The organism is Sneathiella sp. (genome assembly GCF_036960985.1).
Taxonomy (GTDB): domain Bacteria; phylum Pseudomonadota; class Alphaproteobacteria; order Sneathiellales; family Sneathiellaceae; genus Sneathiella.
Map to the genome: position 1 here is coordinate 1 of NZ_JBALWD010000047.1, position 22886 is coordinate 22886.

The 22886-nt window shown below is 47.2% G+C and carries 19 protein-coding genes and 1 pseudogene; 13 read left to right on the forward strand and 7 right to left on the reverse strand.

Translation table 11 applies throughout. The annotated features are described in order from the left end of the window. On the forward strand, positions 1 to 223 hold a 223-nt coding region (locus V7723_RS18400; RefSeq protein WP_335685958.1), incomplete at its 5' end, for a hypothetical protein. A gap of 39 nt (positions 224 to 262) precedes the next feature. Here the strand turns inward: V7723_RS18400 and V7723_RS19855 are convergent. After that, positions 263 to 436 (reverse strand): annotated as a pseudogene (locus V7723_RS19855) (double zinc ribbon domain-containing protein); the annotation flags it as partial. A 90-nt stretch (positions 437 to 526) separates the two neighbouring features. Here V7723_RS19855 and V7723_RS18405 point away from each other — a divergent pair. Next, a complete protein-coding gene (locus tag V7723_RS18405; RefSeq protein WP_335685959.1) occupies positions 527 to 1420 on the forward strand; it encodes a methyltransferase domain-containing protein in 894 nt (297 codons plus the stop codon). A gap of 145 nt (positions 1421 to 1565) precedes the next feature. Beyond that, on the forward strand, positions 1566 to 1973 hold the full coding sequence (locus tag V7723_RS18410) for a hypothetical protein (protein ID WP_335685960.1): 408 nt from the start codon (positions 1566 to 1568) through the stop codon (positions 1971 to 1973). Positions 1974 to 2211: 238 nt separating this feature from the next. Here V7723_RS18410 and V7723_RS18415 read toward each other — a convergent pair whose 3' ends face one another. The 5 genes from V7723_RS18415 to ubiG all read right to left on the reverse strand — a co-directional run bounded on the left by V7723_RS18415 (position 2212) and on the right by ubiG (position 7357). Continuing rightward, complete coding sequence (locus tag V7723_RS18415; RefSeq protein ID WP_335685961.1) at positions 2212 to 4170, reverse strand: DUF2207 domain-containing protein; 1959 nt, start codon at positions 4168 to 4170, stop codon at positions 2212 to 2214. 38 nt (positions 4171 to 4208) lie between these two features. Continuing rightward, a complete protein-coding gene (locus tag V7723_RS18420; RefSeq protein ID WP_335685962.1) occupies positions 4209 to 4775 on the reverse strand; it encodes a LemA family protein in 567 nt (188 codons plus the stop codon). A gap of 96 nt (positions 4776 to 4871) precedes the next feature. Beyond that, positions 4872 to 5279, reverse strand: coding sequence for an 8-oxo-dGTP diphosphatase MutT (gene mutT / locus V7723_RS18425; RefSeq protein ID WP_335685963.1), 408 nt, complete (start codon positions 5277 to 5279; stop codon positions 4872 to 4874). An 8-nt stretch (positions 5280 to 5287) separates the two neighbouring features. After that, a complete protein-coding gene (gene argJ, locus V7723_RS18430; protein ID WP_335685964.1) occupies positions 5288 to 6520 on the reverse strand; it encodes a bifunctional glutamate N-acetyltransferase/amino-acid acetyltransferase ArgJ in 1233 nt (410 codons plus the stop codon). A gap of 75 nt (positions 6521 to 6595) precedes the next feature. Beyond that, complete coding sequence (gene ubiG, locus V7723_RS18435) at positions 6596 to 7357, reverse strand: bifunctional 2-polyprenyl-6-hydroxyphenol methylase/3-demethylubiquinol 3-O-methyltransferase UbiG (protein WP_335685965.1); 762 nt, start codon at positions 7355 to 7357, stop codon at positions 6596 to 6598. A 184-nt stretch (positions 7358 to 7541) separates the two neighbouring features. Between ubiG and V7723_RS18440 the strand changes: the two genes are divergently transcribed. The 10 genes from V7723_RS18440 (at position 7542) to clpB (ending at position 21862) form a co-directional block, all read left to right on the forward strand. Beyond that, a complete protein-coding gene (locus V7723_RS18440) occupies positions 7542 to 8762 on the forward strand; it encodes an aspartate kinase (protein ID WP_335685966.1) in 1221 nt (406 codons plus the stop codon). Between the two features lies 1 nt (position 8763). Next, complete coding sequence (locus V7723_RS18445; RefSeq protein ID WP_335685967.1) at positions 8764 to 9807, forward strand: NAD(P)H-dependent flavin oxidoreductase; 1044 nt, start codon at positions 8764 to 8766, stop codon at positions 9805 to 9807. Next, complete coding sequence (ptsP, locus tag V7723_RS18450) at positions 9808 to 12072, forward strand: phosphoenolpyruvate--protein phosphotransferase (protein ID WP_335685968.1); 2265 nt, start codon at positions 9808 to 9810, stop codon at positions 12070 to 12072. Positions 12073 to 12187: 115 nt separating this feature from the next. Further along, a complete protein-coding gene (locus V7723_RS18455; protein WP_335685969.1) occupies positions 12188 to 13606 on the forward strand; it encodes a RodZ domain-containing protein in 1419 nt (472 codons plus the stop codon). 116 nt (positions 13607 to 13722) lie between these two features. Beyond that, positions 13723 to 14868 carry a flavodoxin-dependent (E)-4-hydroxy-3-methylbut-2-enyl-diphosphate synthase gene (ispG, locus tag V7723_RS18460; RefSeq protein WP_335685970.1) on the forward strand — a complete coding sequence of 382 codons (1146 nt, stop codon included), beginning with the start codon at positions 13723 to 13725 and terminating at the stop codon, positions 14866 to 14868. Positions 14869 to 14912: 44 nt separating this feature from the next. Beyond that, positions 14913 to 16157, forward strand: coding sequence for a histidine--tRNA ligase (hisS, locus tag V7723_RS18465; RefSeq protein WP_335685971.1), 1245 nt, complete (start codon positions 14913 to 14915; stop codon positions 16155 to 16157). Positions 16158 to 16166: 9 nt separating this feature from the next. Next, positions 16167 to 17255, forward strand: a complete 1089-nt coding sequence (gene prfA, locus V7723_RS18470; protein WP_335685972.1) for a peptide chain release factor 1 — start codon at positions 16167 to 16169, stop codon at positions 17253 to 17255. A gap of 5 nt (positions 17256 to 17260) precedes the next feature. Next, entirely contained in the window at positions 17261 to 18109 is an 849-nt protein-coding gene (gene prmC / locus V7723_RS18475) for a peptide chain release factor N(5)-glutamine methyltransferase (protein WP_335685973.1), read from the forward strand. A 255-nt stretch (positions 18110 to 18364) separates the two neighbouring features. Beyond that, complete coding sequence (locus V7723_RS18480; RefSeq protein WP_335685974.1) at positions 18365 to 19045, forward strand: DUF4167 domain-containing protein; 681 nt, start codon at positions 18365 to 18367, stop codon at positions 19043 to 19045. Between the two features lie 228 nt (positions 19046 to 19273). After that, entirely contained in the window at positions 19274 to 21862 is a 2589-nt protein-coding gene (gene clpB / locus V7723_RS18485; protein ID WP_443024260.1) for an ATP-dependent chaperone ClpB, read from the forward strand. 49 nt (positions 21863 to 21911) lie between these two features. On the opposite strand, the gene V7723_RS18490 is transcribed toward clpB, so the two are convergent. Next, positions 21912 to 22886: MFS transporter (locus V7723_RS18490; RefSeq protein ID WP_335685976.1), on the reverse strand; the 975-nt coding region annotated here is incomplete at its 5' end.

The window sequence follows — 22886 nt, forward strand, 5'->3', positions numbered from 1 at the left end:
GTATCAATCGATAAGGATGCAATGGGACAGGGCAAATATAGTCGCAATTATCCACAAGTTCTGGCGCGGCTCTATACATCCAGGATGCGAACGCGGGGCCACGGTCCGTCTGGTCGGCATGTTTGAAACCAAGTATCATCTCGCGACTATGCGCATCATACTTCAAGACGGATCTAGCCCGGTTGAAGAGCGGTGGAGTCCGAAGGCAGTTTCCGCATTGTAAATCCTGTCCGCCGTCAAATTCGAAAGGGTAGCCGCATGTCGCACAACAGGGTGTTGATAAAAAAGTTATAGTCGGCCAGCAATTGGCGCACAGGCTGCCTGGTGTATTGATTGGTTCTGCGCACTTCAGACAGCCCGCTGGGAACACAGCGTCGAGGATAAGTTTGAGGGACATTCTCAATTTATTTTTTGATGGTTGACGCATAACAATCATTTTAGTGGAACAATATTTATTTAAAAACAAATTTTACGGGTAGACAACTGCGCAATTGTTTAGGATCCGGAGAAATGTCATAACAGTCCAATGAAAAAGCCGACACTCCTAAATACTGAAAATCTTCTTTTTGATCGTCATTCGGTTCGCCTCCATAGAGATCGGGCGGCTCTCATCGACTGGCCGAAACACAGCTTTTTGTTTGATGAAGTAGCTAAACGACTGGCAGAGCGATTGCTTGATATTACGGAGCAATTCGATCTTGCGTTGGATTTGGGTTGCCGCGGCGGCTCTTTCGCGACCCAATTGATAGCCCTCAAGCCTGCGACGCAAGTCTTTAGCGCTGATTTAAGCTATGTGATGGCAGAAAAGGCGTCTGCACTTTCGGTGGTCGCCGATGAAGAATTACTACCCTTTGCCCCGCATTCTTTTGACCTTGTCGGCAGCGTATTGTCATTGCACTGGACAAATGATTTGCCCGGCGCCTTGGCTCAGATCGCGCGAATTATCAAACCAAATGGATTATTTCTGGGCGCTTTATTCGGAATTGATAGCCTTCGAGAGCTTAAAATATGTCTCGTAGAAGCCGAGTCTGAAATAACTGGCGGTGTCAGTCCGCGAATCTCGCCGTTCACGGAGGTGCGGGATGCCGGCGCCCTTTTGCAACGTGCAGGGTTGGCTTTGCCTGTGACGGATGTTGATACGATAACATTGAAATATACAGATGCCTTTTCATTGATGAAGGAGCTGCGGGGCATGGGAGAAGCAAATTCCTTGATAAGTCGCAAGAAATCGCTGACCGGACAAAAGGTATTGTTCCGAGCAGCTGAGCTGTATCAGCAACATTTCGAGGATGAAGACGGGAATATTCCCGCAACCTTCCAGATTATTTATATGACAGGCTGGTCACCGCATGAGAGTCAGCAACAACCGTCGAAGCGAGGCAGCGGGGTAGTACCCTTGACTGAAACTCTTGGGGAATAAGCAAGTAGTCAGAAAATCAAGAATTAAAATATTATTAATACTCGCTTAAAGATCATTTTTCGAAAATAAGATTGCCACATCAGTTGATTTCATATGATAATAGTAATTGCTCGCTTAAGCCGTTTCACTCAAGTCTGGTTGTCTAATGCGTACGATTGAAGAAGTATTATCCGGCCGTGAAATGACGGTCGACGAATTTCAAATTCTCAACAAATTCTGGAGAAGAATTCGCACTATTCAAGGTAGCCGAGACAAAGGTGCATCAAAGAACCGATATCTTGTAGGTGCTGCACTCGGTACACGCCGTATGACGCGCCGTGAAATTGATATTGAGACAATGGCCTCACTTACCGGATTGGCGCGATCAAGCTTACAAAAAACACTGAAGCAGATGGTGGACGATGGCGCCATTATTCTTCAAAAAGACCCGTCTGACAAACGCAGGACAATCATCAGGCCTAGTCAAAAGTTTTTGGAACAGTCGCTGGATATGTATGAAGAAACACGCGCTTTGATTAAAAAGACCTGTGACGAATTATGCGGGCCGGATTAAGATATATAACCACAGTTGTCAGTTATTTCACTTGCCACTGAAACAAATATTGTTAGTCTAGATTTGTAGACCTAACAAATATGGGTTAGTTGGTACCTTTCTCACTGTTTGTTCTCAAAGCGATTTTTTTGGGGGAAATAGGTTTCTTGGCTGGCAAGTGGATGAGGAGAAAATCCACCTGCCGGCCTTTACTTTGCTTATCTTAGGGCGCGGATTCAGTATACGTTTCACTCAATACTTACCAACCACCGCCACCACCGCCGCCTCCGCCACCGCCTGAAGACCCACCTCCAGACGAACCGCTGGAACTGCCCGGTGATGTCGAGGCAGACGATATAGCAGAGGTGAACCCATTTGATAGAGACGATGAAAATCCTGTAAGGTTATCCGTATTGAAGTGACGGCCACGATACCAGTTTGGCTTGTATTCTCTACTCCACGGACCCTGCGCAGATAATTGGAGCTTATCTGAAAACTGCTCACTCCAAGCCTGTTCTACATCTAGAGCCAAGGCGTACGGGAGGAATTTCTCAAACAGTTCAGGTGTTCTTTCCGGTGGATTAGCGAAATTCATCCGGTCTTTCTCAGCGACAGATAGAAATTCAGAAAATCCTGCAAAATTATCCATCATCTTGCGGCCAAGTTGTGTTGGGGCTTTCAGTAAATGATAGAAGGACATGTTTATCAATTGAAGTGCAGCAAACAATGCTGCGGCGAACGGAGATGAGATCCCAACAAAAGTCGAAAGACCTACAAACTCCCCGATAACAAACGGTATAGCAAATACGGAAGATATTATAGCCACAATTAAAGCTCGTGTACTGCGGCCAGAAAAAAACGCTTGCCACGCACGCCAACTCCGTCGAATGAGAAAATAAATCGCGATAGTCCAGATACTTAGCCATAGGGCGATGAATGCCATGGAGCCGGGGTCATCAGAGGTCGCGATCATTGTCACAAATACGATCGCGGAAATGACGACGCCAGGTAAAAAATAGACTTTGTTATTTTTAAAATAAATGGTTTCGAATTCAGTTCGCAACCAAGACTGCAACCCACTTTTTGCACTTTGCAATGTCTTATGATTGCCTTGCTCCAGTTTCACGCTATTGCTACTGTTGGGGAACAAATAACGCGCCACCGCTTTCTCACCCGAAGATAATTTTTGCCGGTCGTCTGTTTTGATCAGCGTATATACCCCCTTGGCGTCCTCCTCTATTTCCAAATAACCCTTCACGGCCATACTAACAATGGCGGCGGCGAATACTTTGTTATCGAAACCTGAGCGCATGATGTAGCGCGAAGCGGCGGGTGAATAGCCGGAAGGCGGTTTGAACAATGGAATAATTGTACCAGGTTCGGGATCTTTTCCGACACGAATCCAGACAATAATATAATAAAGGAAAAGAATAATAAGACCTATTATGCCGGAAAAGAGCACAGCATTGTCCCTAAAAAAAAATGCAGCCTGATCTATTTCCGTCGGTTTTTCAACAAAGCCGACTGGCCATGAAACGGCGATAGTCAGACCTTGTTGTGAGGCCAGTGCCTTCGTGGTTTGAAAGGCGACACCATCTGTGTAATTTTGCCGTGAATAATTGCTGCCGGCCTCTCCTTGATATCCAGTGTAAGCGCTCGCTTTTAAAACGTCAGCGCCAGCGGGAAGATGTATCCGGCCACTTGCCTTTTCTATGTCGAAAGCCCAACCATTCCCGGTTATGTTATAATAGAGTTCATCAAAATCGTTGAAGAAACCAATCTGCCTGGTTGTTTTGTATTTCAGGACATATTTATGTAAGCCTTTTGGAATTCGAGTAGCTTTGTCGCCTATATACACGCGAACGCCGTTTCCCTGACGGACGGTGTGAAAGGGTTCAGACGTACCATTACGGGTGATACTTTCAACCGTAAAAGCCACACGCATTGAATTACCATACTGATCTTTGTAATCAGTCGGAAAATCCCGATATATCCCGCGTTTTATCTGGCGGCCCTCTGCATAGACTGTAATAGCTTCGCGAACAGTCAGGCTGGAATCTGGATGTACCCAGATATCACTTTCAAAATTTTGGATAAACTCACGGGCGAAAGACGGATTGCAACCCAATAACCATATGGCGGCAAAAACTGCGACAAAGCAAAAAATCCGCTTTCTGGGTTCGTTTCGCCTTATTTTTTGATTGGTGTATATATTCATAGGGGCTATTTCAAAACAACAAACTGGCAATAGAAGTCTCAGTCGAAACTGACTTTAACAGGCTGCCGTGCCGCATCCTCATCTTCGGAGAGTTCAAAAAATTCAGCTTTAATAAATGCAAACCATCGGGCAATTAGGTTGCTGGGGAATTGATCTACTTTCGTATTATTATCTCGTACGACACCGTTGTAGTAACGCCTTGCTGATTGAATATCGTCTTCGATTTCAGATAGATCTTCTTGTAGGCCAATGAAATTCTCGTTTGCTTTCAAGTCGGGATAATCTTCTGACAAGGCGAAGAGTGATTTTAAGGCCCCACTAAGTACGTTTTCACTGGCGGCCTGTTGTTCAGGTGACCCTTGATTGGCCATCGCTTCGCCCCGGGCCCGGGTTACTGTTTCAAAGGTTTTTGCCTCATGCTGTGCGTATCCTTTGACAGTCTCAACGAGATTTGGAATGAGGTCATATCGGCGCTTCATTTGTACGTCAATGCCACTCCAAGCCTCTTTGACACGCTCACGCAGGCTCACAAATTTATTATATATCGCAATAGCATACATACCTATCGCGACGATTATCCCCATTATAACCAATAGTGTGACCATCGGATAACACCCCACCTCATTGAAAAGAAGCACCAAGCTTATACCGAATAGGTTAAATTAGCGTATGGAATGTCGCAAGTTCGGTGGTCGGCAAAATTATAACAAGTCTCTCAACATGGCGACCAAGGGCACATCTGCAGGAGGCATTTCGTAATCGGTGAGCCGGAGAGCCCGCACCCATTTTAAAGCCTGACCCTCCGCTGGTTTTGGTGTTCCGTGCCAGCGGCGACAGACAAAAAGCGGCATGAGTAAATGAAACGTGTCATAGCTATGGCTGGCAAAGGTGAACGGCGCCAGACAGGCTTCCGTTACATCTATTGTTAATTCTTCTTTCAGCTCGCGGATCAACGCAGTTTCCGGGGTTTCCCCAGGCTCAACTTTTCCACCTGGAAATTCCCATAAACCGGCCATACTTTTCCCTTCCGGACGTTGAGCAATCAAAACGCGATTGTCATCGTCAACAAGAGCGGCAGCGACGACTAGCAAAGTGGGAAGGCTCGTCATTACGTGCGTCAGCTTCTATAATCAGCGTTGATGTCAATATATCCGTGGGTAAGATCACAGGTCCAGGCAAAGGCCGAGCCCCCGCCAACGGCAACGTCAACATCTATGACAATTTCCTGACCTTTCATGTGGGGGTCGAGCTGCTCTTCTTTATATTCCGAATATCGTTGACCATTCTGAGCAACAAGAACGCCGCCAATCATCAATCGCATTTTATCACGATCGGCCTTTTCACCGGATTTTCCAACGGCCATAATTATACGGCCCCAATTGGCGTCCTCTCCGGCAATGGCAGTTTTGACGAGGGGCGAATTGGCTATTGCCAGGGCGATTGTCTTTGCCGAGGAATCTGAGGCTGCACCGGAAACCTTGACGGTAATAAATTTGCTGGCGCCTTCTCCGTCTCGGGCAACTTGCTGTGCCAAGTCCGACATGACGTTGTAGAGCGCTCGCTTAAAGCCATCGATACTTTCATCACTGGCATTGCTCGGTACCGCGTTTGCCGCTGCACCTGTTGCAAATAATAAGACCGTGTCGCTGGTCGACGTGTCCGTATCAACCGTAACACAATTGAAGCTTCGTTCATTAGCATCGACCAGCAATTGCTGAAGGATTGGCGCTGGGATCGCCGCATCTGTGAAAATAAATGCAAGCATGGTCGCCATATCCGGTGCAATCATACCGGAACCTTTGGCAAATCCAGCAATCGTAACGTCCCTTCCTTGAACATTACAGATTGATGCCGCCCCTTTGGCAAACGTATCAGTTGTGAGAATGGTTGCCGCGGCTTTTTGTCCGTTGCTTGCCGACAGGTTTTTTTGAAGTTCAGGAAGTAGATCAGTGATTTTTTTGGTCGGGATTGGATCACCGATCACTCCGGTAGATGCAATATATACTTCAGTGCTGTTCGCGCCGAGCAATTGGCCAGCGGTGCTGGCCGTCTCCTCAACGGTTGCTTTCCCTGCAGATCCAGTAAAAACATTAGCGATTCCGGCATTCACGACAAGACCGCGCGCAATGCCATTTGGTAAAATTTTGCGGCCCCAGTCTACAGGAGCACCCGGCATAGAATTCTTTGTAAAAACCCCTGCGACTGTTGTTCCTGGAGAAAATTCCGCAAGCAAAAGATCGTCCCGATCTTTGTATTTCATGCCGGTATGGCCCGTTGCATAACGTACCCCACTTACTTGAGGAAAATCCGGAAACGAAGTTGGTGCTAAAGGTGATTTTTTCAAGGCCATAACAAATTTCTTTCGACAAATATATTGTCCAGATAAATCATGAACGGCATATCGGTCAATTAGGTATTGAGAGTTTTATTCAGGTTTTGTCGACGTAAGAAGGTAATTAACACTCAAGTCTTTGCTCAAATGCCATCGATCTTCGAAAGGATTATACGTGGCTCCCGCAAGATCTTTCACCACCAACCCCTCGTTGCGAAGGCAGCGCGACACCTCCGAGGGTTTGAGGAATTTTTTCCAGTTATGGGTGCCTTTTGGTAACCACCTCAAAACGTATTCCGCTCCGATAATTGCAAGAGCATAACTTTTTGGGGTTCTGTTTAATGTCGCGACAAACATGATGCCGCCTGGCGACAGCAGACTACAGCAGGCTTCAACAAAACCTTCGACGTCTGCAACATGTTCAATCACTTCCATATTCAGAATAACATCGAATTTTTCACCAGCTTCTACCAAGCTTTCTGCGGTTGTATGGCGATAGTCGATGTCGAGGCCCATTTTTTTCGCGTGGAGGCTGGCGATCTGGATGTTTTTCTCAGCTGCATCGGCACTTACCATATCCGCACCAAGGCGCGCCATTGGTTCTGAAAGCAAACCACCGCCACATCCTATGTCCAGAATTCGCAATCCTTTGAAGGGTTTAAGCTTCGCCACTGCATCGTCTGTTTGCAGTCTGAAATGGGCGATAACCTGATCCCGCACATACCCTATTCGAATCGGATTAAATTTATGAAGTGGCTTGAACTTCCCCGTTTCATCCCACCATTCGTCAGCCATTGCAGAAAAGTTCGCAATCTCCGCTGGATCAACTGATTTTGCTTGTGACGGACCGTTCATAGATACCTCATATGGAAGAATGATCAAAAAAGCCAAGTAATATGCATTAAATTCGTTGCAGAGCTTGCCCCGCAAGCCCTGTTAAGTATATGTATACGCTCCTTTAGAACCGAAGTGTACGGTTAAGTTTTTTAGACGAATTTTTACGCCTTTGCCAATTTGGCAAGGGGAGGGGTTGACGGCCATGGCGCGGCTGGTAATGAAGTTTGGCGGAACATCTGTCGGCACTGTCGAACGGATTAAGAACATTGCCGAAAAGGTAAAACGTGAAGTTGACGCCGGGAATGATGTTGCCGTTGTGGTGTCGGCGATGTCGGGCGATACCAATCGTCTGATTGATCTTGTTTCCGATGTGTCATCGATACATGATGCCCGTGAATATGATGTCGTCGTTTCCAGCGGCGAGCAAGTGACGATCGGATTGTTATCGTTAGCATTGCAAGGTTTAGGTGTTTCCGCACGTTCATGGTTGGGATGGCAAGTCCCGGTTCACACCAACTCAATTCATGGTGCTGCACGCATCGAAGATATTCAATGCGAAGAAATTATTAAACGCTTTGCGGATAAACAAGTCGCTGTTTGTGCTGGTTTTCAAGGCATCGCTGACGACAATCGGATAACAACACTGGGGCGTGGTGGTTCCGATACGTCAGCAGTTGCACTTGCTGCCGCGTTGAAAGCCGATCGCTGTGATATCTATACGGATGTGGACGGCATATATACGGCCGATCCAAGGATCGCGACAAAAGCAGCAAAACTTGATAAAATTACATATGAGGAGATGCTCGAACTTGCCTCCCTCGGTGCGAAAGTCCTGCAAACACGATCTGTCGAGATGGCAATGAAGCATCGAGTAAAATTGCAGGTATTATCTAGCTTTGAAGATCTGCCTGGAACAATGGTAGTAGATGAGGACGATATTTTGGAACATCAAGTGGTTAGTGGCGTCACCTATACGCGTGACGAAGCCAAAGTAACTTTACAGCAGGTGGCGGACAAACCAGGTGTTGCAGCACTTGTTTTTGGCGCGCTGGCAGACGCTCACGTCAATGTGGATATGATTGTTCAGAACGTGTCGGAAGACGGCAAAGCAACGGATATGACGTTCACAGTCGGTCGGATGGACATTGATCGCGCCATGGATGTTCTTGAAAAGCTGAAAGACGATGTGAACTGTAAAGCCATTGTTCCAGATCCAAATGTAGTTAAAGTGTCCATAGTTGGGATGGGTATGCGAAGTCATGCGGGTGTCGCACAGACGATGTTTACTGCACTGGCCGAGAAAGGCATTAATATTCAGGTGATCTCGACGTCTGAAATCAAAGTAAGTGTTTTACTTGCCGAAGAATATACAGAACTTGCTGTCAGAACCCTTCATAGTGCCTTTGAGTTGGATGCGCCGTAAAATGAATAATGAATTAACTAGTGGATTTCACGGTCTGGATGCAGCCTGGAAGCGTGGGTGCGATTTTCTCGGGACTGACTACGCAATTATGGGGGGCGCGATGTCCTGGGTTTCTGAACGAAACCTGGTTGCAGCCATTTCAAATGCCGGCGGATTTGGCGTAATCGCCTGTGGTGCAATGACACCCGAATTGCTTGATACCGAAATTAAGGCAACTCAAGGGCTGACAAATAAACCCTTCGGCGTAAATCTCATAACCATGCACCCGCAACTCGACCAGTTGGTTGACACATGTTTGGAAAATAACGTCAAACATGTCGTGCTGGCGGGCGGCGTTCCGTCAAAAGACACAATCAATAAAATTAAAGAAGGCGGTGCTAAGACAGTGTGCTTTGCACCCATTCTTGCCTTGGCCAAGAAACTCGTCCGCTCGGGAGCCGATGCTTTGGTTATCGAGGGGATGGAAGCCGGCGGACATATTGGCCCCGTATCGACGAGTGTATTGGCTCAGGAAATTCTTCCGTTCATTGCTGATGTTCCGGTGTTTGTCGCTGGTGGGATTGGAAGCGGAAAGGCAATTAGCGCTTATCTAAGAATGGGCGCATCGGGCTGTCAGGTTGGGACTCGGTTTGTCTGTGCAAATGAGTCTATCGCTCACCCAGATTTCAAAAAATCATTTATCCGTGCCAATGCTAGAGATGCCGTGACAACTGTCCAAGTAGATCCTCAATTTCCTGTAATACCTGTCCGTGCATTGAACAATGAGGGCGGCAAGAAATTCATCGAAACCCAACATGAAGTGATTGCCAAATATAAAGCGGGCGAAATGGATTTCGCAGCGGCGCAGCTAGAAATCGAACATTTTTGGGCAGGTGCTTTGCGGCGTGCAGTGATAGACGGGGATGTAGAATTTGGGTCTGTTATGGCGGGCCAAAGTGTGGGGATGGTCAAATCAGAACAACCGACAGCGGATATATTGAAAGAACTTGTCGATCAAGCCGCTGAAGCTTTCGCGGAAAATGGAGCCCAGAGGAGCGCCCCGTAGATGACAGGCTTGGCTGTCAGCACGCCGAGATTACTATTACGTAAGCTCCATCAGGTCATGGCAGGCCGTGGAAATGCTGAACAGCGCCTTGATGAGATTGTCCGCCTAATAGCTGGCAACATGATTGCCGAAGTTTGCTCATGCTACTTGATGCGGGCAGGTGATGTCCTTGAACTTTTTGCGACCGAAGGTCTGAATAAGGATGCGGTTCATCAGACGAGATTGCGCGTCGGCGAGGGATTGATTGGCGACATCGCTGCGCAAGCACGCCCTCTAAATCTTTCCGATGCACAGACGCACCCGCAATTTGCCTATCGACCTGAAACCGGTGAAGAAGAATACCATTCTTTGCTTGGAACACCTGTTCTGCGCGGCGGCCGTGTGATCGGTGTACTAGCTGTACAGAACAGAACACGGCGGAGTTATACAGAAGAAGAAGTTGAAGCGCTTCAAACAGTCGCAATGGTCGTTGCGGAACTGGTTAGTTCTGAAGAGATGGTGGCAGCGACAGAATTTTCAGACACAGCTGGAAACGCTACGCTGCCGCACCGTATTGGGGGCAGTATTCTCGCGGAAGGTTTAGCAAGTGGCTATGCCATGATGCATGAGCCAAGAATTGAAGTTTTGCAAGCTATTGCCGATGATGTTCCATTGGAATTAACTCGACTTGAGACTGCGATCAGTGCGTTGCAGTCGTCTGTAGATGCATTACTTGCCGCCACAAATTCTTTGTTTACTGACGAATCTCAGGAAATTTTCGAAGCCTACAAGATGTTTGCGCATGATAAGGGGTGGCTGAAAAAACTCAATGATGCGGTCAGAACCGGCTTAACCGCCGAAGCTGCCATCAAACGTGTGCAGGATGATACGCGGGCGCGCATGAAGGAAATTAGCGATCCGTATTTGCGTGACCGATTGTCAGATTTGGATGATCTCGCAAATCGTCTCTATCTGCACTTAGATGGGCATACAGTTATCGACCGACGGAATTTGGATCAGGCGACTGTTGTTATTGCCAATAATATGGGAGCCGCAGAGCTTCTTGACTATGACCGCAGGCATTTGAAGGCGGTCATACTTGCCGAAGGAACCCGGTCAAGTCATGTTGCGATTGTTGCGCGAGCCCTGGGTGTTCCCGTTGTCGGTCAATGCGAAAAAATTGGCGAGGCGATTGAACAGGGTGATTTTATTCTCGTCGATGGTGAACATGGCCAAGTTTTCCTGCGCCCTGGTGACGATGTTCAAGAAGCCTTTTCACGAAATGTACGTCTGCGGGAGGAACGGCAGGCAAAATACGCAACCCTTCGTGACATGCCAAGTGTCTCTAAAGACGGAGAAAAGCTCAGCTTAAATATTAACGCGGGTTTGTTAATTGACGTAGACCATTTTCACGAAACCGGCGCGGACGGTATTGGCCTGTTTAGAACTGAGCTCCAGTTCATGGTTCGATCTCAGATGCCTAAAGTCGACGAGCAGACAGACCTCTATTCTAAAGTTCTGGATAACCTGAATGGTAAGCCAGTCGTCTTTAGAACGCTTGACGTAGGTGGCGACAAAGTGTTGCCTTACTTGCGAACAAAACCGGAAGAAAATCCTGCTCTTGGTTGGCGTGCTATTCGCATTGGTCTAGACCGTCCAGCATTATTAAAAAGTCAGCTGCGGGCCATGGTCCGCGCCGCTGCCGGGCGAGAACTGTCCTTAATGTTTCCAATGATCGCCGAAGTGGCAGAATTTATTGAAGCCAAAGCCATCTTGAAGAAAGAAATAGAAAAAGAATCCAAACGCAGCGGAAATGAACCTGCGAAAATAAATGTTGGATCAATGATCGAGGTCCCTTCAATAGTGTGGCAATTGCCACATCTGTTGAACGAAGTGGATTTTGTTTCCGTTGGCTCAAATGATTTGATGCAGTTCTTTTTCGCGGTGGATCGGGGAAACCCGAAAATTAGCGACAGATACGATACGCTTAGTCCGAGCTTGCTCAAACTTCTTAGCAAAATTGCCGATGATTGTGCTGCGGCAGATGTTCCGGTGTCTGTTTGCGGTGATATTGCTGGTCGGCCGCTAGAGGTGATGGCCTTGTTGGGGTTAGGCTACCGGAATTTTTCTATGTCCGCAGAAGCCCTTGGACCAGTAAAAGAAATGGCATTGAGCGTTGATATTAATCAGTTGAGGGAGTTTGTTCTCAAATTGTGCGATGTTAGAGACCATTCTGTCCGCGATCAGTTGCGGTCATTTGCCCGCGATCATTCAATTATTATGTAAAACATTGATTGTTAATAAATTTGTCAGATAATGACATTTCGAAATTATTTTAGGAACCAGTCTGATAGATAAATTGAGATAGATATCGGACTATGAACAGATTTGGCATCCGATTATGGCAAAAATATCGAAAGCGGCAGACGGAAATAATGAACCGTCTTTGTTTTCAAATCGATCTGCTCAGGCAAGTCGATTGAACGATTTAGGTGATGAACAAACCGAGGCTTATGAAGAAGAGGTCGAAACAGTCGGCACTCGGCTGCGATTGGCGCGAGAAGATCGAGGTTGGTCGTTACACGATGTTGCAGCGATGCTTCGGCTTAAGGCTCCTCAGATACAAGCTCTAGAGAATGGAAATTACGACCAGCTGCCAGGGCAGACGTTTGTAACAGGTTTTCTTCGCTCCTATGCCAATTTACTTGATCTAGATGCCGTTGCGATTGTTGATATGTATAAGCATGAACATTCGGACGGCCTGCGAACCCCATCGCTGGCATTTCCGGAACCAACCTCGGAAGGACGGATTCCGGGAACTGGGATGTTGCTGGGAACGTTAATGTTGTCACTCGTACTTATTGCGGGCTGGTTCGTATATCAGGAAAGTAGCAGCCTGGATTTTGAGCGCGTTGCGGATATTCCCGATCACCTTGCCGATAAAGTAAAAGCCGCATTGGCGGAAGATGACACAACCTTACAATCCGGAAACCTGAATGAAGCAGGATCTACTGAAGTGCAAGTTGCTCCAGATAGTCCCGTAGAAACTTCTCTTGACGATACTGAACTGGACCCTGTATTGCCGACTCTCGCTTCTGAAGTAGTTACGTCGACTAAACCGATGGACAACGCTGCTGCAACAACAAATGGTGTGCTGGCTGAACTAGAGCGAGATAATAGGGATATTTCTGCGATAGATACGGCAGTAGCCGGTACGGCAACGGAGACAGACGTGCCGCAGAATGCGGAAACAGTTGCTGTGGTGACACCTCTTGGCTCAGTAGCCCAGGCAACTACACAAGAATTAGAAGCATCGAACAATTCGGCTCCAAATTCAGCTCTTTCGCCAAAAGCTATTGACGAGCCAGAAAAGGTAGCTGTCAATCAGGTGAAAACGGGACAGCTCATTGTTGAAGAGAAGCCTATTGATCCGTCCAACGAAAATGCAGCATCCAATTATCCGCAAGCCGTCTTAGATAAATCTGTCGAGATCGTAGATGAGATTGCCGCAAGCCCTTTACCCAGAACTTTTGGTGTAGATAATACAACGGCACGCGTAGTTTTGCGAGCCCGTGCGGAAACCTGGATTGAAATCAAGCCCGCTGATGGAGTTCCGTATTTATCACGCGTTCTGAAGCCCGGAGACGTCTATATGGCGCCGGATATTCCGAATCTCAAGATGACAACTGGAAACGCTGGCGGTCTTGAAATCCGAGTAGATGGAAATGAGATCGCGTCACTTGGTGGCAATGGTACTATTCTTCGAGACATACCTTTGGTTGCAGAGAGCCTTCTGGACGGAACATCTCTTAATCAGTAATTTTTCTCGTTAATTCAATTGCTGCATACTATTACTTGAATTATTCCTCTTAAACAGCCATTTTATGGCCAAAGAAGAACGATTCTATCTTTCACAGGCAGTAAAGTTGTAACCAAATGAGCATTCGACCTTATCGCGATGTAATTCGCCGGAAGTCCCGCCAAATTTTCGTTGGCGATGTTCCCGTCGGCGGAGATGCCCCGATAAGCGTTCAGTCAATGACGAACACGCTTACATCGGACCCCAAAGCGACCATCGGACAGATACTTGCGCTTGAAGAGGCCGGAGCTGACATTGTTCGAGTTTCCTGCCCCGATGAAGAAAGTACCAGGGCTTTAAAAGAGATCGTTCGCGAAACCAATGTCCCTATAATTGCGGATATTCATTTCCACTATAAAAGGGGCATTGAAGCAGCTGAAGCCGGTGCCGCTTGTCTTCGGATCAATCCCGGTAATATCGGCTCTGCTGATCGTGTCAGGGATGTTGTCAAAGCAGCAGTTGATAATAATTGCTCAATGCGGATCGGCGTGAACGCTGGAAGTCTGGAGCGCGACCTTCTTGAGAAATACGGTGAACCTTGCCCAGAGGCAATGGTAGAGTCAGCCCTTAATCACGCACGTATTCTAGAGGACAATGATTTTACGAACTTTAAAATCAGCGTGAAAGCGTCCGATGTATTTCTGTCCGTTGCGGCCTATCAAGGCCTTGCTGATGCCTGTGATTACCCGTTACACTTGGGAATTACAGAAGCAGGAAGTTTATTCTCTGGTACTGTGAAGTCGTCTGTCGGCATGGGCATGCTATTGTGGTCCGGCATTGGCGATACAATTCGCGTGTCGCTTTCTGCTGATCCTGTCGAGGAAATTAAAGCAGGCTATGAAATTCTCAAAAGCCTCGGTTTACGTCGCCGTGGTGTGACTATTATCTCTTGCCCGTCTTGTGCCCGTCAGGCGTTTCCCGTTATCAGAACCGTTGAAAGGCTCGAAGAACGTCTCGCCCATATTCAGACACCCTTGACGCTGTCCATCATTGGCTGCGTGGTCAATGGACCAGGTGAGGCGCGGGAAACGGATATTGGGTTAACCGGTGGTGGTAAAGGTAATCACATGGTGTATTTAAGCGGGATGACCGATCATAAGATTGATACAGATGGCATGGTCGATCATATTGTCGATCTTGTAGAAGCCAAGGCCGCCGAGTTGGAAGCTGCTGAAAAAGCCAATCCTGCATCACCATTACTGTCCACAAGACAAAGCGCGTAATTACAGTTTCTTGAACTGACAGATCAGCTAAACGGAGAAAATAAGTGTCAACACCCCAGCCAGTCCGCGGCACACATGATTTATTGCCTGAAGACTTCGCACGACATCGCTATGTTCGAGACACCGCACGAGATGTAGCGCAAGCTTTCGGCTATGCGGAAATGGCGACACCAATATTTGAATTTACGGAAATTTTCGCCCGCACCATGGGCGAGACATCGGATGTTGTTTCCAAGGAAATGTACAGTTTCGAAAGCCGTGGGGGTGAAAGCATGACATTGCGCCCCGAATATACAGCTGGCATCTGTCGTTCATTTATCAGCAATGGCTTGCAACAAAATGTTCCTTTTAAGGTTTTTGCGGCAGGACCTATGTTCCGATATGAACGCCCGCAGAAGGGGCGGCAACGGCAATTTCATCAAATCGACATTGAATGTATCGGTGCGTTGGAAGCAAAGGCCGACATCGAAGTAATCGCAATCGGCAACGCTATTTTGCAGAAACTGGGTGTCCTTGACAAATGTGCCCTGGAAATAAATACGTTGGGAGATACGGAAAGCCGGCAAGCTTACCGGCAAATACTAGTTGAGTATTTTAGCGATCACATGACGGATCTTTCAGACGATAGTAAGGAGAGATTAACCCGTAATCCGCTCCGCATTCTTGACAGTAAGGACAAAGGGGATCGGATATTGGTTGAGGCCGCTCCGGTTTTTACGGATTACCTGAATAGTTATTCGACTGAGTTCTTTGCGGAAGTTCTAGAAGGCCTGTCTTTGCTAGATATTGAGTATAATTTGAACCGGCGATTGGTACGTGGGCTGGATTATTATACGCATACAGCGTTTGAATTCGTGACTGATGCTCTGGGTGCTCAAGGTGCGTTAATTGCGGGTGGACGCTATGATGGCCTCATCGAAACTCTGGGCGGGAAGCCCACGCCTGGAATTGGTTGGGCTGGCGGGATGGAACGGCTGGCGATGCTGGCAACTGATATTCCAGCACCGGCGCGCCCAATTGCGGTTATTCCTGTTGGCGATGCGGCTGAGTCGGTTGCAACAAAAATTGCGCATAGCCTGCGGCTACAAGGCATTTCAATTGAAATGGCGTTCAAAGGGAATGTGGGTAAGCGCATGAAGCGGGCAAACAAACTTAACGCCCGGGCGGCTATTCTCATCGGAGAAGACGAGTTGGCAAGAAATTGTTGTACACTCCGAAACCTTGATGCGGGTGAACAACAAGAAGTGGCCCTTGACGATCTTGCATCGGCCTTAACGAGTTTGACTTAAGGGCCGCAGATGTTACCAGAAGAAAAGCTGAAAATGATCCTGGCTCGGTTTGACGAGTTGGAAGCTGGCATGTCCGGTGAAATGGGCGATGTTGCGGCTGAGGACTTCGTGAAAATGAGCCGTGAGTACGCGGACATTAAACCAGTTGTGGAGGCTATTCGCCAGTTCCAGTCTGCGCGGGAAGAGCTAACGGACCTTTTAGAAATGGTTGCCGGTGAAGATACCGATGCAGAAATGAAAGAAATGGCCGAGCTTGAGATTGAGGAACTGAAAACCTCTCTGCCAGATTTAGAGCATTCTATAAAACTACAACTCCTCCCAAAAGACGATGCGGATGAGAAAAATGCTATTCTGGAAATCCGCGCCGGTACGGGGGGAGATGAGGCGGCCTTATTTGCTGGTGATCTATATAGGATGTATCAGCGCTACTCGGAAGGGCTAGGGTGGAAATGTGAAACGATGTCGTCATCGGATTCAGATCTCGGCGGGATAAAAGAGATCATCGTTAAAGTGACCGGGCGAAATGTTTTTGCCAATCTGAAATTCGAATCCGGTGTTCATCGGGTGCAGCGGGTGCCAGAAACCGAGACAGGGGGGCGAATTCATACGTCAGCAGCGACCGTCGCCGTTTTGCCTGAAGCGGAAGAAGTAGACGTGCAAATTGCTGATAGTGATGTCCGGGTCGATATTTTTCGTGCCTCGGGCCCCGGCGGTCAGTCGGTGAATACAACAGATTCTGCAGTTCGTTTGACACATATCCCGACTGGTATTGTTGTCCAACAGCAAGATGAAAAGTCTCAGCATAAAAACAAGGCGAAGGCCATGTCGGTTCTCCGCTCCCGTATTTATGAAGCAGAACGTGCTGCAAAAGCCGAAGAAAGATCAGCGACTCGAAAAGGACAAGTTGGCTCTGGAGATCGTTCTGAACGGATCCGGACTTACAATTTTCCGCAAGGCAGGGTTACAGATCATCGAATTAACCTGACTCTTTACAAATTGGACAAGGTCCTTGCCGGGGAAGCATTGGGAGAAATTGTTGATGCTCTTGTCGCTGAGGACCAGGCGGAACTTCTTGCCGAAATCGAAGGTGGAAACTAAGGGTTATGGTTCAGACACTGCAAAAGGCGGTATCTGAAGCTGCTCTAATATTGTCCGAAGCCGGTATTGATGGAGCGCGGCGGGATGCGTCGCTACTTTTGGCAAATATTCTCGATGCCGATACAAGTATTTTCCATCTTGAGCCGGAACGGGTTTTAAATGATACTCACCACGTTATGTTTCAGCTCGCCATTGAACGCCGGGCTTCACGGGAACCGATTTCTCATATTCTGGGGCACCGTGAATTTTGGAGTTTGAACTTTCTCGTTGGCCCGCAGGTTCTAGATCCGCGGCCAGATAGTGAGACATTGATCGAAACAGCGCTTTCTGCGCAAAAATCTGGGCAAGAAATTACTTCTATTCTGGATCTTGGGACCGGAAGCGGATGCTTGCTTCTCTCACTGCTTAGTGAAGTTGAAACAGCGAGAGGATTGGGCGTAGATCAAAGCCTCGCTGCTATCGAAATAGCTGAACAAAATGCAAAACGTCTAAGTCTGGATGACCGGGCGACGTTTCTGCAAGGCAACTGGTGTGACAGTATAGAGGACAAATTTGACTTGGTGATTAGTAATCCGCCATATATCCCCATAGATGACATAGAAAGCCTACAGCCGGAAGTAAAGAATTTCGAACCTCTGGCCGCCCTTGTCGGTGGCGCGGATGGGCTCGATTGTTACCGTGAAATAATTTCAAGAGTAAAACCAATCATGAAACCTAACGGCATGATCATTTTTGAAGTAGGGGCAGGACAAGCCCAAGAGGTGTCTGAGCTTCTTGAAAAAGCGGATTTTTCTGTGATCTCCTGCCATAAAGATCTGGCGTCCATCGAACGATGTATTTCTGCATATTTTTAAAATGGGCCAACCGGTTAAAAAAAAGGTTGGTTTATCTGCGGGACAAGGGTAGGCTCTCTTCAGATCATTTTTGTGAACCTAGACCCTACTTGTACGGTCAATGATCATAATTTAATTCAAAATCAGGTTTTAGCTCTCTGAATGCAAAAACATTTGGATTGTTCAAATGAAATATTTGTCTGCCTGGCTTGGATATAACTCAAATTGAAGATAAATATCGAAACCTAAATTGACGGAATCATTATAGCAATGAGAGTGAGCAGCAATAGACGCCCACGTGGCGGACGGACGAATACTGGAAGTAGTAATCGGTCTGGTGGAAATTCGAACCGGTCGAATAACAACAATAATAATAATAGGCGCGCGCCCAACGGCAACCGTAACTATGATAGCAACGGACCGGACGGGAAAATTCGCGGAACAGCACTTCAAGTGTATGATAAATACATTGCTGTTGCGACAGACGCGCAAACTGCAGGCGATCGCGTTGCTGCCGAGAACTATTTTCAGCATGCCGAGCATTACTTTCGGATTGTTGCCGCCAATAATGCGGCGAAACAAGAAAAAATGTCGGAGCAACAGGCTCAGTCAAACGGTCAGGACAGTGACAACAACGAAAACTCAAAAAGACAGGGTAATTCGGGCCAGCCTGATACCCGGAATAATTCCGCGGAAACAGAATCTGAGATAACAGATAAGGCCGTGGAAACTATTGATTTGAGCACGACAGAGCAGCCCGCCATTGATTTAGCAATAGATGTTGAAACAGAAGTCATTGCCTCGTCTGAAGATGTTTCGTCTGAAGATGTTGCGGCTGGTGACGATGAAGAAGAAACTCCGAAACGTAAAACAAGCCGTACACGTACATTGCGCCGGCGAACATCAAGTCGGGCTACTCAAAAGGATGATAGCGAACAGATTGATCCGGTAGACTGATTATTGTTCGATAATTGATTGAGAAAGGGAGGCTTTGTTTTGCTTCCCTTTTTTTATAGTGCGCTTGCCGATAATTCAGCTTTTTCGAGCAGAATTCTTGAAAATATAGTGTAAATCCCCATATATAAACGAAGAAAAGAAGCCGCTGGCGGACTTGATTTATGATTGCCTTTAAGGGATCATGCCTTGTCGCGCAAAGAAGCAGCGGTCTATGTGTCGAGGACGAGCATGGATATCGAAAAATATACTGATCGGTCGAAAGGATTTATCCAATCGGCTCAAACATTGGCTTTGCGTGAGAATCACCAAAGGCTTACCCCTGAACATCTTTTAAAAATACTGCTGGACGATAAGGAAGGCCTTGCGAGTGGATTAATTTCCAAGGCTGGAGGCGACGCCAATATCGCCCGCCAGGGGGTTGAAGAAGCAATCAAAAAAATTCCGCAGGTAACCGGCGGCGCTGGACAATTGAGCTTGACACCAGAGCTTGCGCGATTGTTTGCCTCCGCAGAAGAATTGGCAGATAAGGCAGGTGATAGCTTTGTTACGGCTGAGCGTTTGTTGTTGGCGTTGGCTTTGGAAAAAGGCACGGAATCGACCAAAATTCTAAACAAGGCTGGTGTAACTGCAAATAACCTGAATGAAGCAATCAATGACCTGCGTAAAGGTCGAACCGCGGATAGCACAGGGGCAGAAGGAAGTTATGATGCGCTTAATAAATATGCGCGAGATTTGACTGAAGCCGCGCGGGAAGGGAAGTTGGATCCGGTCATTGGCCGGGATGAGGAAATTCGTCGAACCATACAAGTTCTTTCGCGGCGGACGAAAAACAATCCTGTCCTGATCGGAGAACCCGGCGTCGGTAAAACAGCAATTATTGAAGGACTCGCTTTGCGGATCGTAAATGGCGATGTGCCGGAAAGTCTGAAAGATAAAAAACTCATGTCCTTGGATTTGGGGCAGTTGATTGCTGGTGCCAAATTCAGAGGGGAATTTGAAGAGCGCTTGAAAGCCGTGCTTTCTGAAATGACAGCGTTAGGTGGTGAGGTTGTTTTATTTATCGACGAATTGCATACGCTCGTTGGCGCTGGCGCCGCTGAAGGTTCCATGGATGCATCAAATCTTCTGAAGCCGGCTTTGGCACGCGGAGAGTTGCATTGTGTCGGCGCGACAACTTTGGATGAATACCGTAAATATATTGAAAAGGATGCGGCGCTTGCTCGCCGTTTTCAATCTGTATTCGTCTCTGAGCCGACTGTCGAAGATAGCATTTCAATATTACGTGGACTGAAAGAAAAATATGAGCTTCACCACGGTGTTCAGATAGCGGACAGCGCACTGGTCGCTGCGGCAACCTTATCGAACCGTTATATAACTGACCGTTTTCTTCCTGATAAGGCCATCGACCTGATGGATGAGGCCGCAAGCCGGCGGCGGATGGAAGTTGATAGTAAGCCAGAAGAAGTGGATGAACTTGACCGAAAAATCATGCAAATGAAAATCGAGTCCTCAGCGCTTGTAAAGGAAACGGACAAGGCATCAAAAACTAGGCTTGAGAAACTACATGAAGAACTGGTTGACCTTGAAAAGCGATCCGCGGATCTGACGGAAACCTGGCAGATGGAAAAGGAGAAGCTGAACAAGGCACAGCATGTGAAGGAACAGCTTGAAGAAGCACGTTATGAACTTGCCAATTGTCAGCGTTTGGGCAATTTGCAACGCGCTGGCGAGCTTGCCTATGGCTTAATTCCGCAGCTTGAAAAGCAATTGATGGAAGCGGAAGAAGCCGAGAGCTCTTCTGTCGTCAATGAAAGTGTCAAAGAAGAAGATATCGCCGGAATTGTATCACGCTGGACGGGAATCCCAATTGATAAAATGTTGTCGGGTGAGCGCGATAAGCTTTTAAATATGGAAGAAGAGCTGAGAAAAAGGGTTATTGGTCAAGAAGAGGCATTGCGGGCAGTTTCCAATGCCGTGCGGCGATCTCGTGCGGGATTACAGGATCCAAATCAGCCAATTGGATCTTTCCTGTTTTTAGGTCCGACGGGTGTGGGCAAGACGGAATTGACGAAAGCCTTAGCTGGTTTTTTATTCGATGATGAGCATGCGTTGTTGCGCGTCGATATGTCGGAATATATGGAAAAACATAGCGTCGCTCGTCTAATTGGCGCGCCTCCTGGCTATGTCGGTTACGATCAAGGCGGCGTTATTACTGAAGCTGTCAGACGACGCCCCTATCAAGTAATTCTTTTCGATGAAGTTGAAAAGGCGCACCCAGATGTGTTTAACGTGCTTCTTCAGGTTCTTGACGATGGACGGCTAACAGATGGTCAGGGTCGAACGGTTGATTTTAAGAATACGTTGATTATTCTGACATCGAACCTGGGGAGCGAGCATTTGGCGTCTGGTGATGAAGACGCAGATGATCCATTGGTTCAGCATAAAGTCATGGACGTTGTCCGGGCGGCATTCCGACCTGAATTCCTGAATAGACTGGATGAGCAAATCATCTTCCACCGTCTGACAAGGGATAATATGAATGCCATTGTTGATATTCAATTGTCTCATTTGCAAGGACTGTTGCAGGAACGCGAAATTGGCCTCGATATGGATGATCAGGCATACCAGTGGCTTGCTGATCGTGGCTATGATCCCGTTTATGGTGCGCGGCCTCTTAAGCGCGTTATTCAGCGATACCTGCAAAATCCATTAGCGACATTGATTCTGGAAGGAAGTATTCTGGATGGAGCGACAGTAAAAGTATCAGCAGGCGAAGAGGGCCTGATGATCAATGATGAACTTGCCGTTGCAGCGTAAGCAAGGTTAATCGTGAATTAGGGTGGCCTCAGTTTTGAGGCCGCTTTTTTTATGAATCTGAAGGAGTGTCGTTTTTTTCATAAGGCTGGACTATGCGCAAAATTAGCGCAAGAAATCCCCCTAAAACAAGTAAAATCGTAGAAACAACAAAGGGAAGTTGGTCAAAAATACTAATAAGTTCTTCTCCAAGGAAGGACGCAATTCCGCCGCCTAATGTCAATAAAGAAATTGATATGCCCATGGCCCATCCTTGGCGGCTTTCAGGAACAGAAAGTGAAAAGATATTGAGGCAATTCGTGTACGCAATCCCGTAAGCCATGAAGAGCGGAAAAATGCTCGCTAATGCCAAATAGCCATTTCCACTGATCAGGAAAAGTATTTGAAAAAAGGCCATTAAAAATAGCGATGTGCTAACAAGCATCTTTCTTGAAAATCGATCTTCCAATGGTTTGACGAGAAACCAGCTAGTGACGGCCATCGCGGCACCCATCATTAGCATGGCCACGCTATTCTCAAACGTTGTGAAATCAAACTGCTTGAATAAAAATACAATGCAGTAAATATAGAAGAGCGTCAGGCTCAGAACACACAGGAAAAAGACAATTGAAATATCCCGAATTGGTCTAAACTGGATGGCGGCACCAAGTTCGGAGAAACCGGACAATATGCTGAACTTCTTGTCGCTCTGAATTGCCCGAGTGTCCTTGAAATAGATTAGGACCATGGCTAGTGTCAGTAAAAGGCAAATGGTGATTATATAAACCGGCACCGACACATTGAGCTCTGACCAAAGATTTTTATCCGAAAATATACCGCCAATTACTGGACCAAAAGCCAGACCCGATGCCGTTGCAGCTACAATTTTACCGAGGTTCTTTGTCCGCGTCTCTACTGTGCTGATATCGATAATAGCGGCTTGGGATACAGATTGGCTTCCTGCGGTAAATCCAGCGACGACGCGACCAAGAACTAGCAGCGTAACACTCTGGGCATATATTCCAGCGAGTGTCAGGAAATAGCCGAT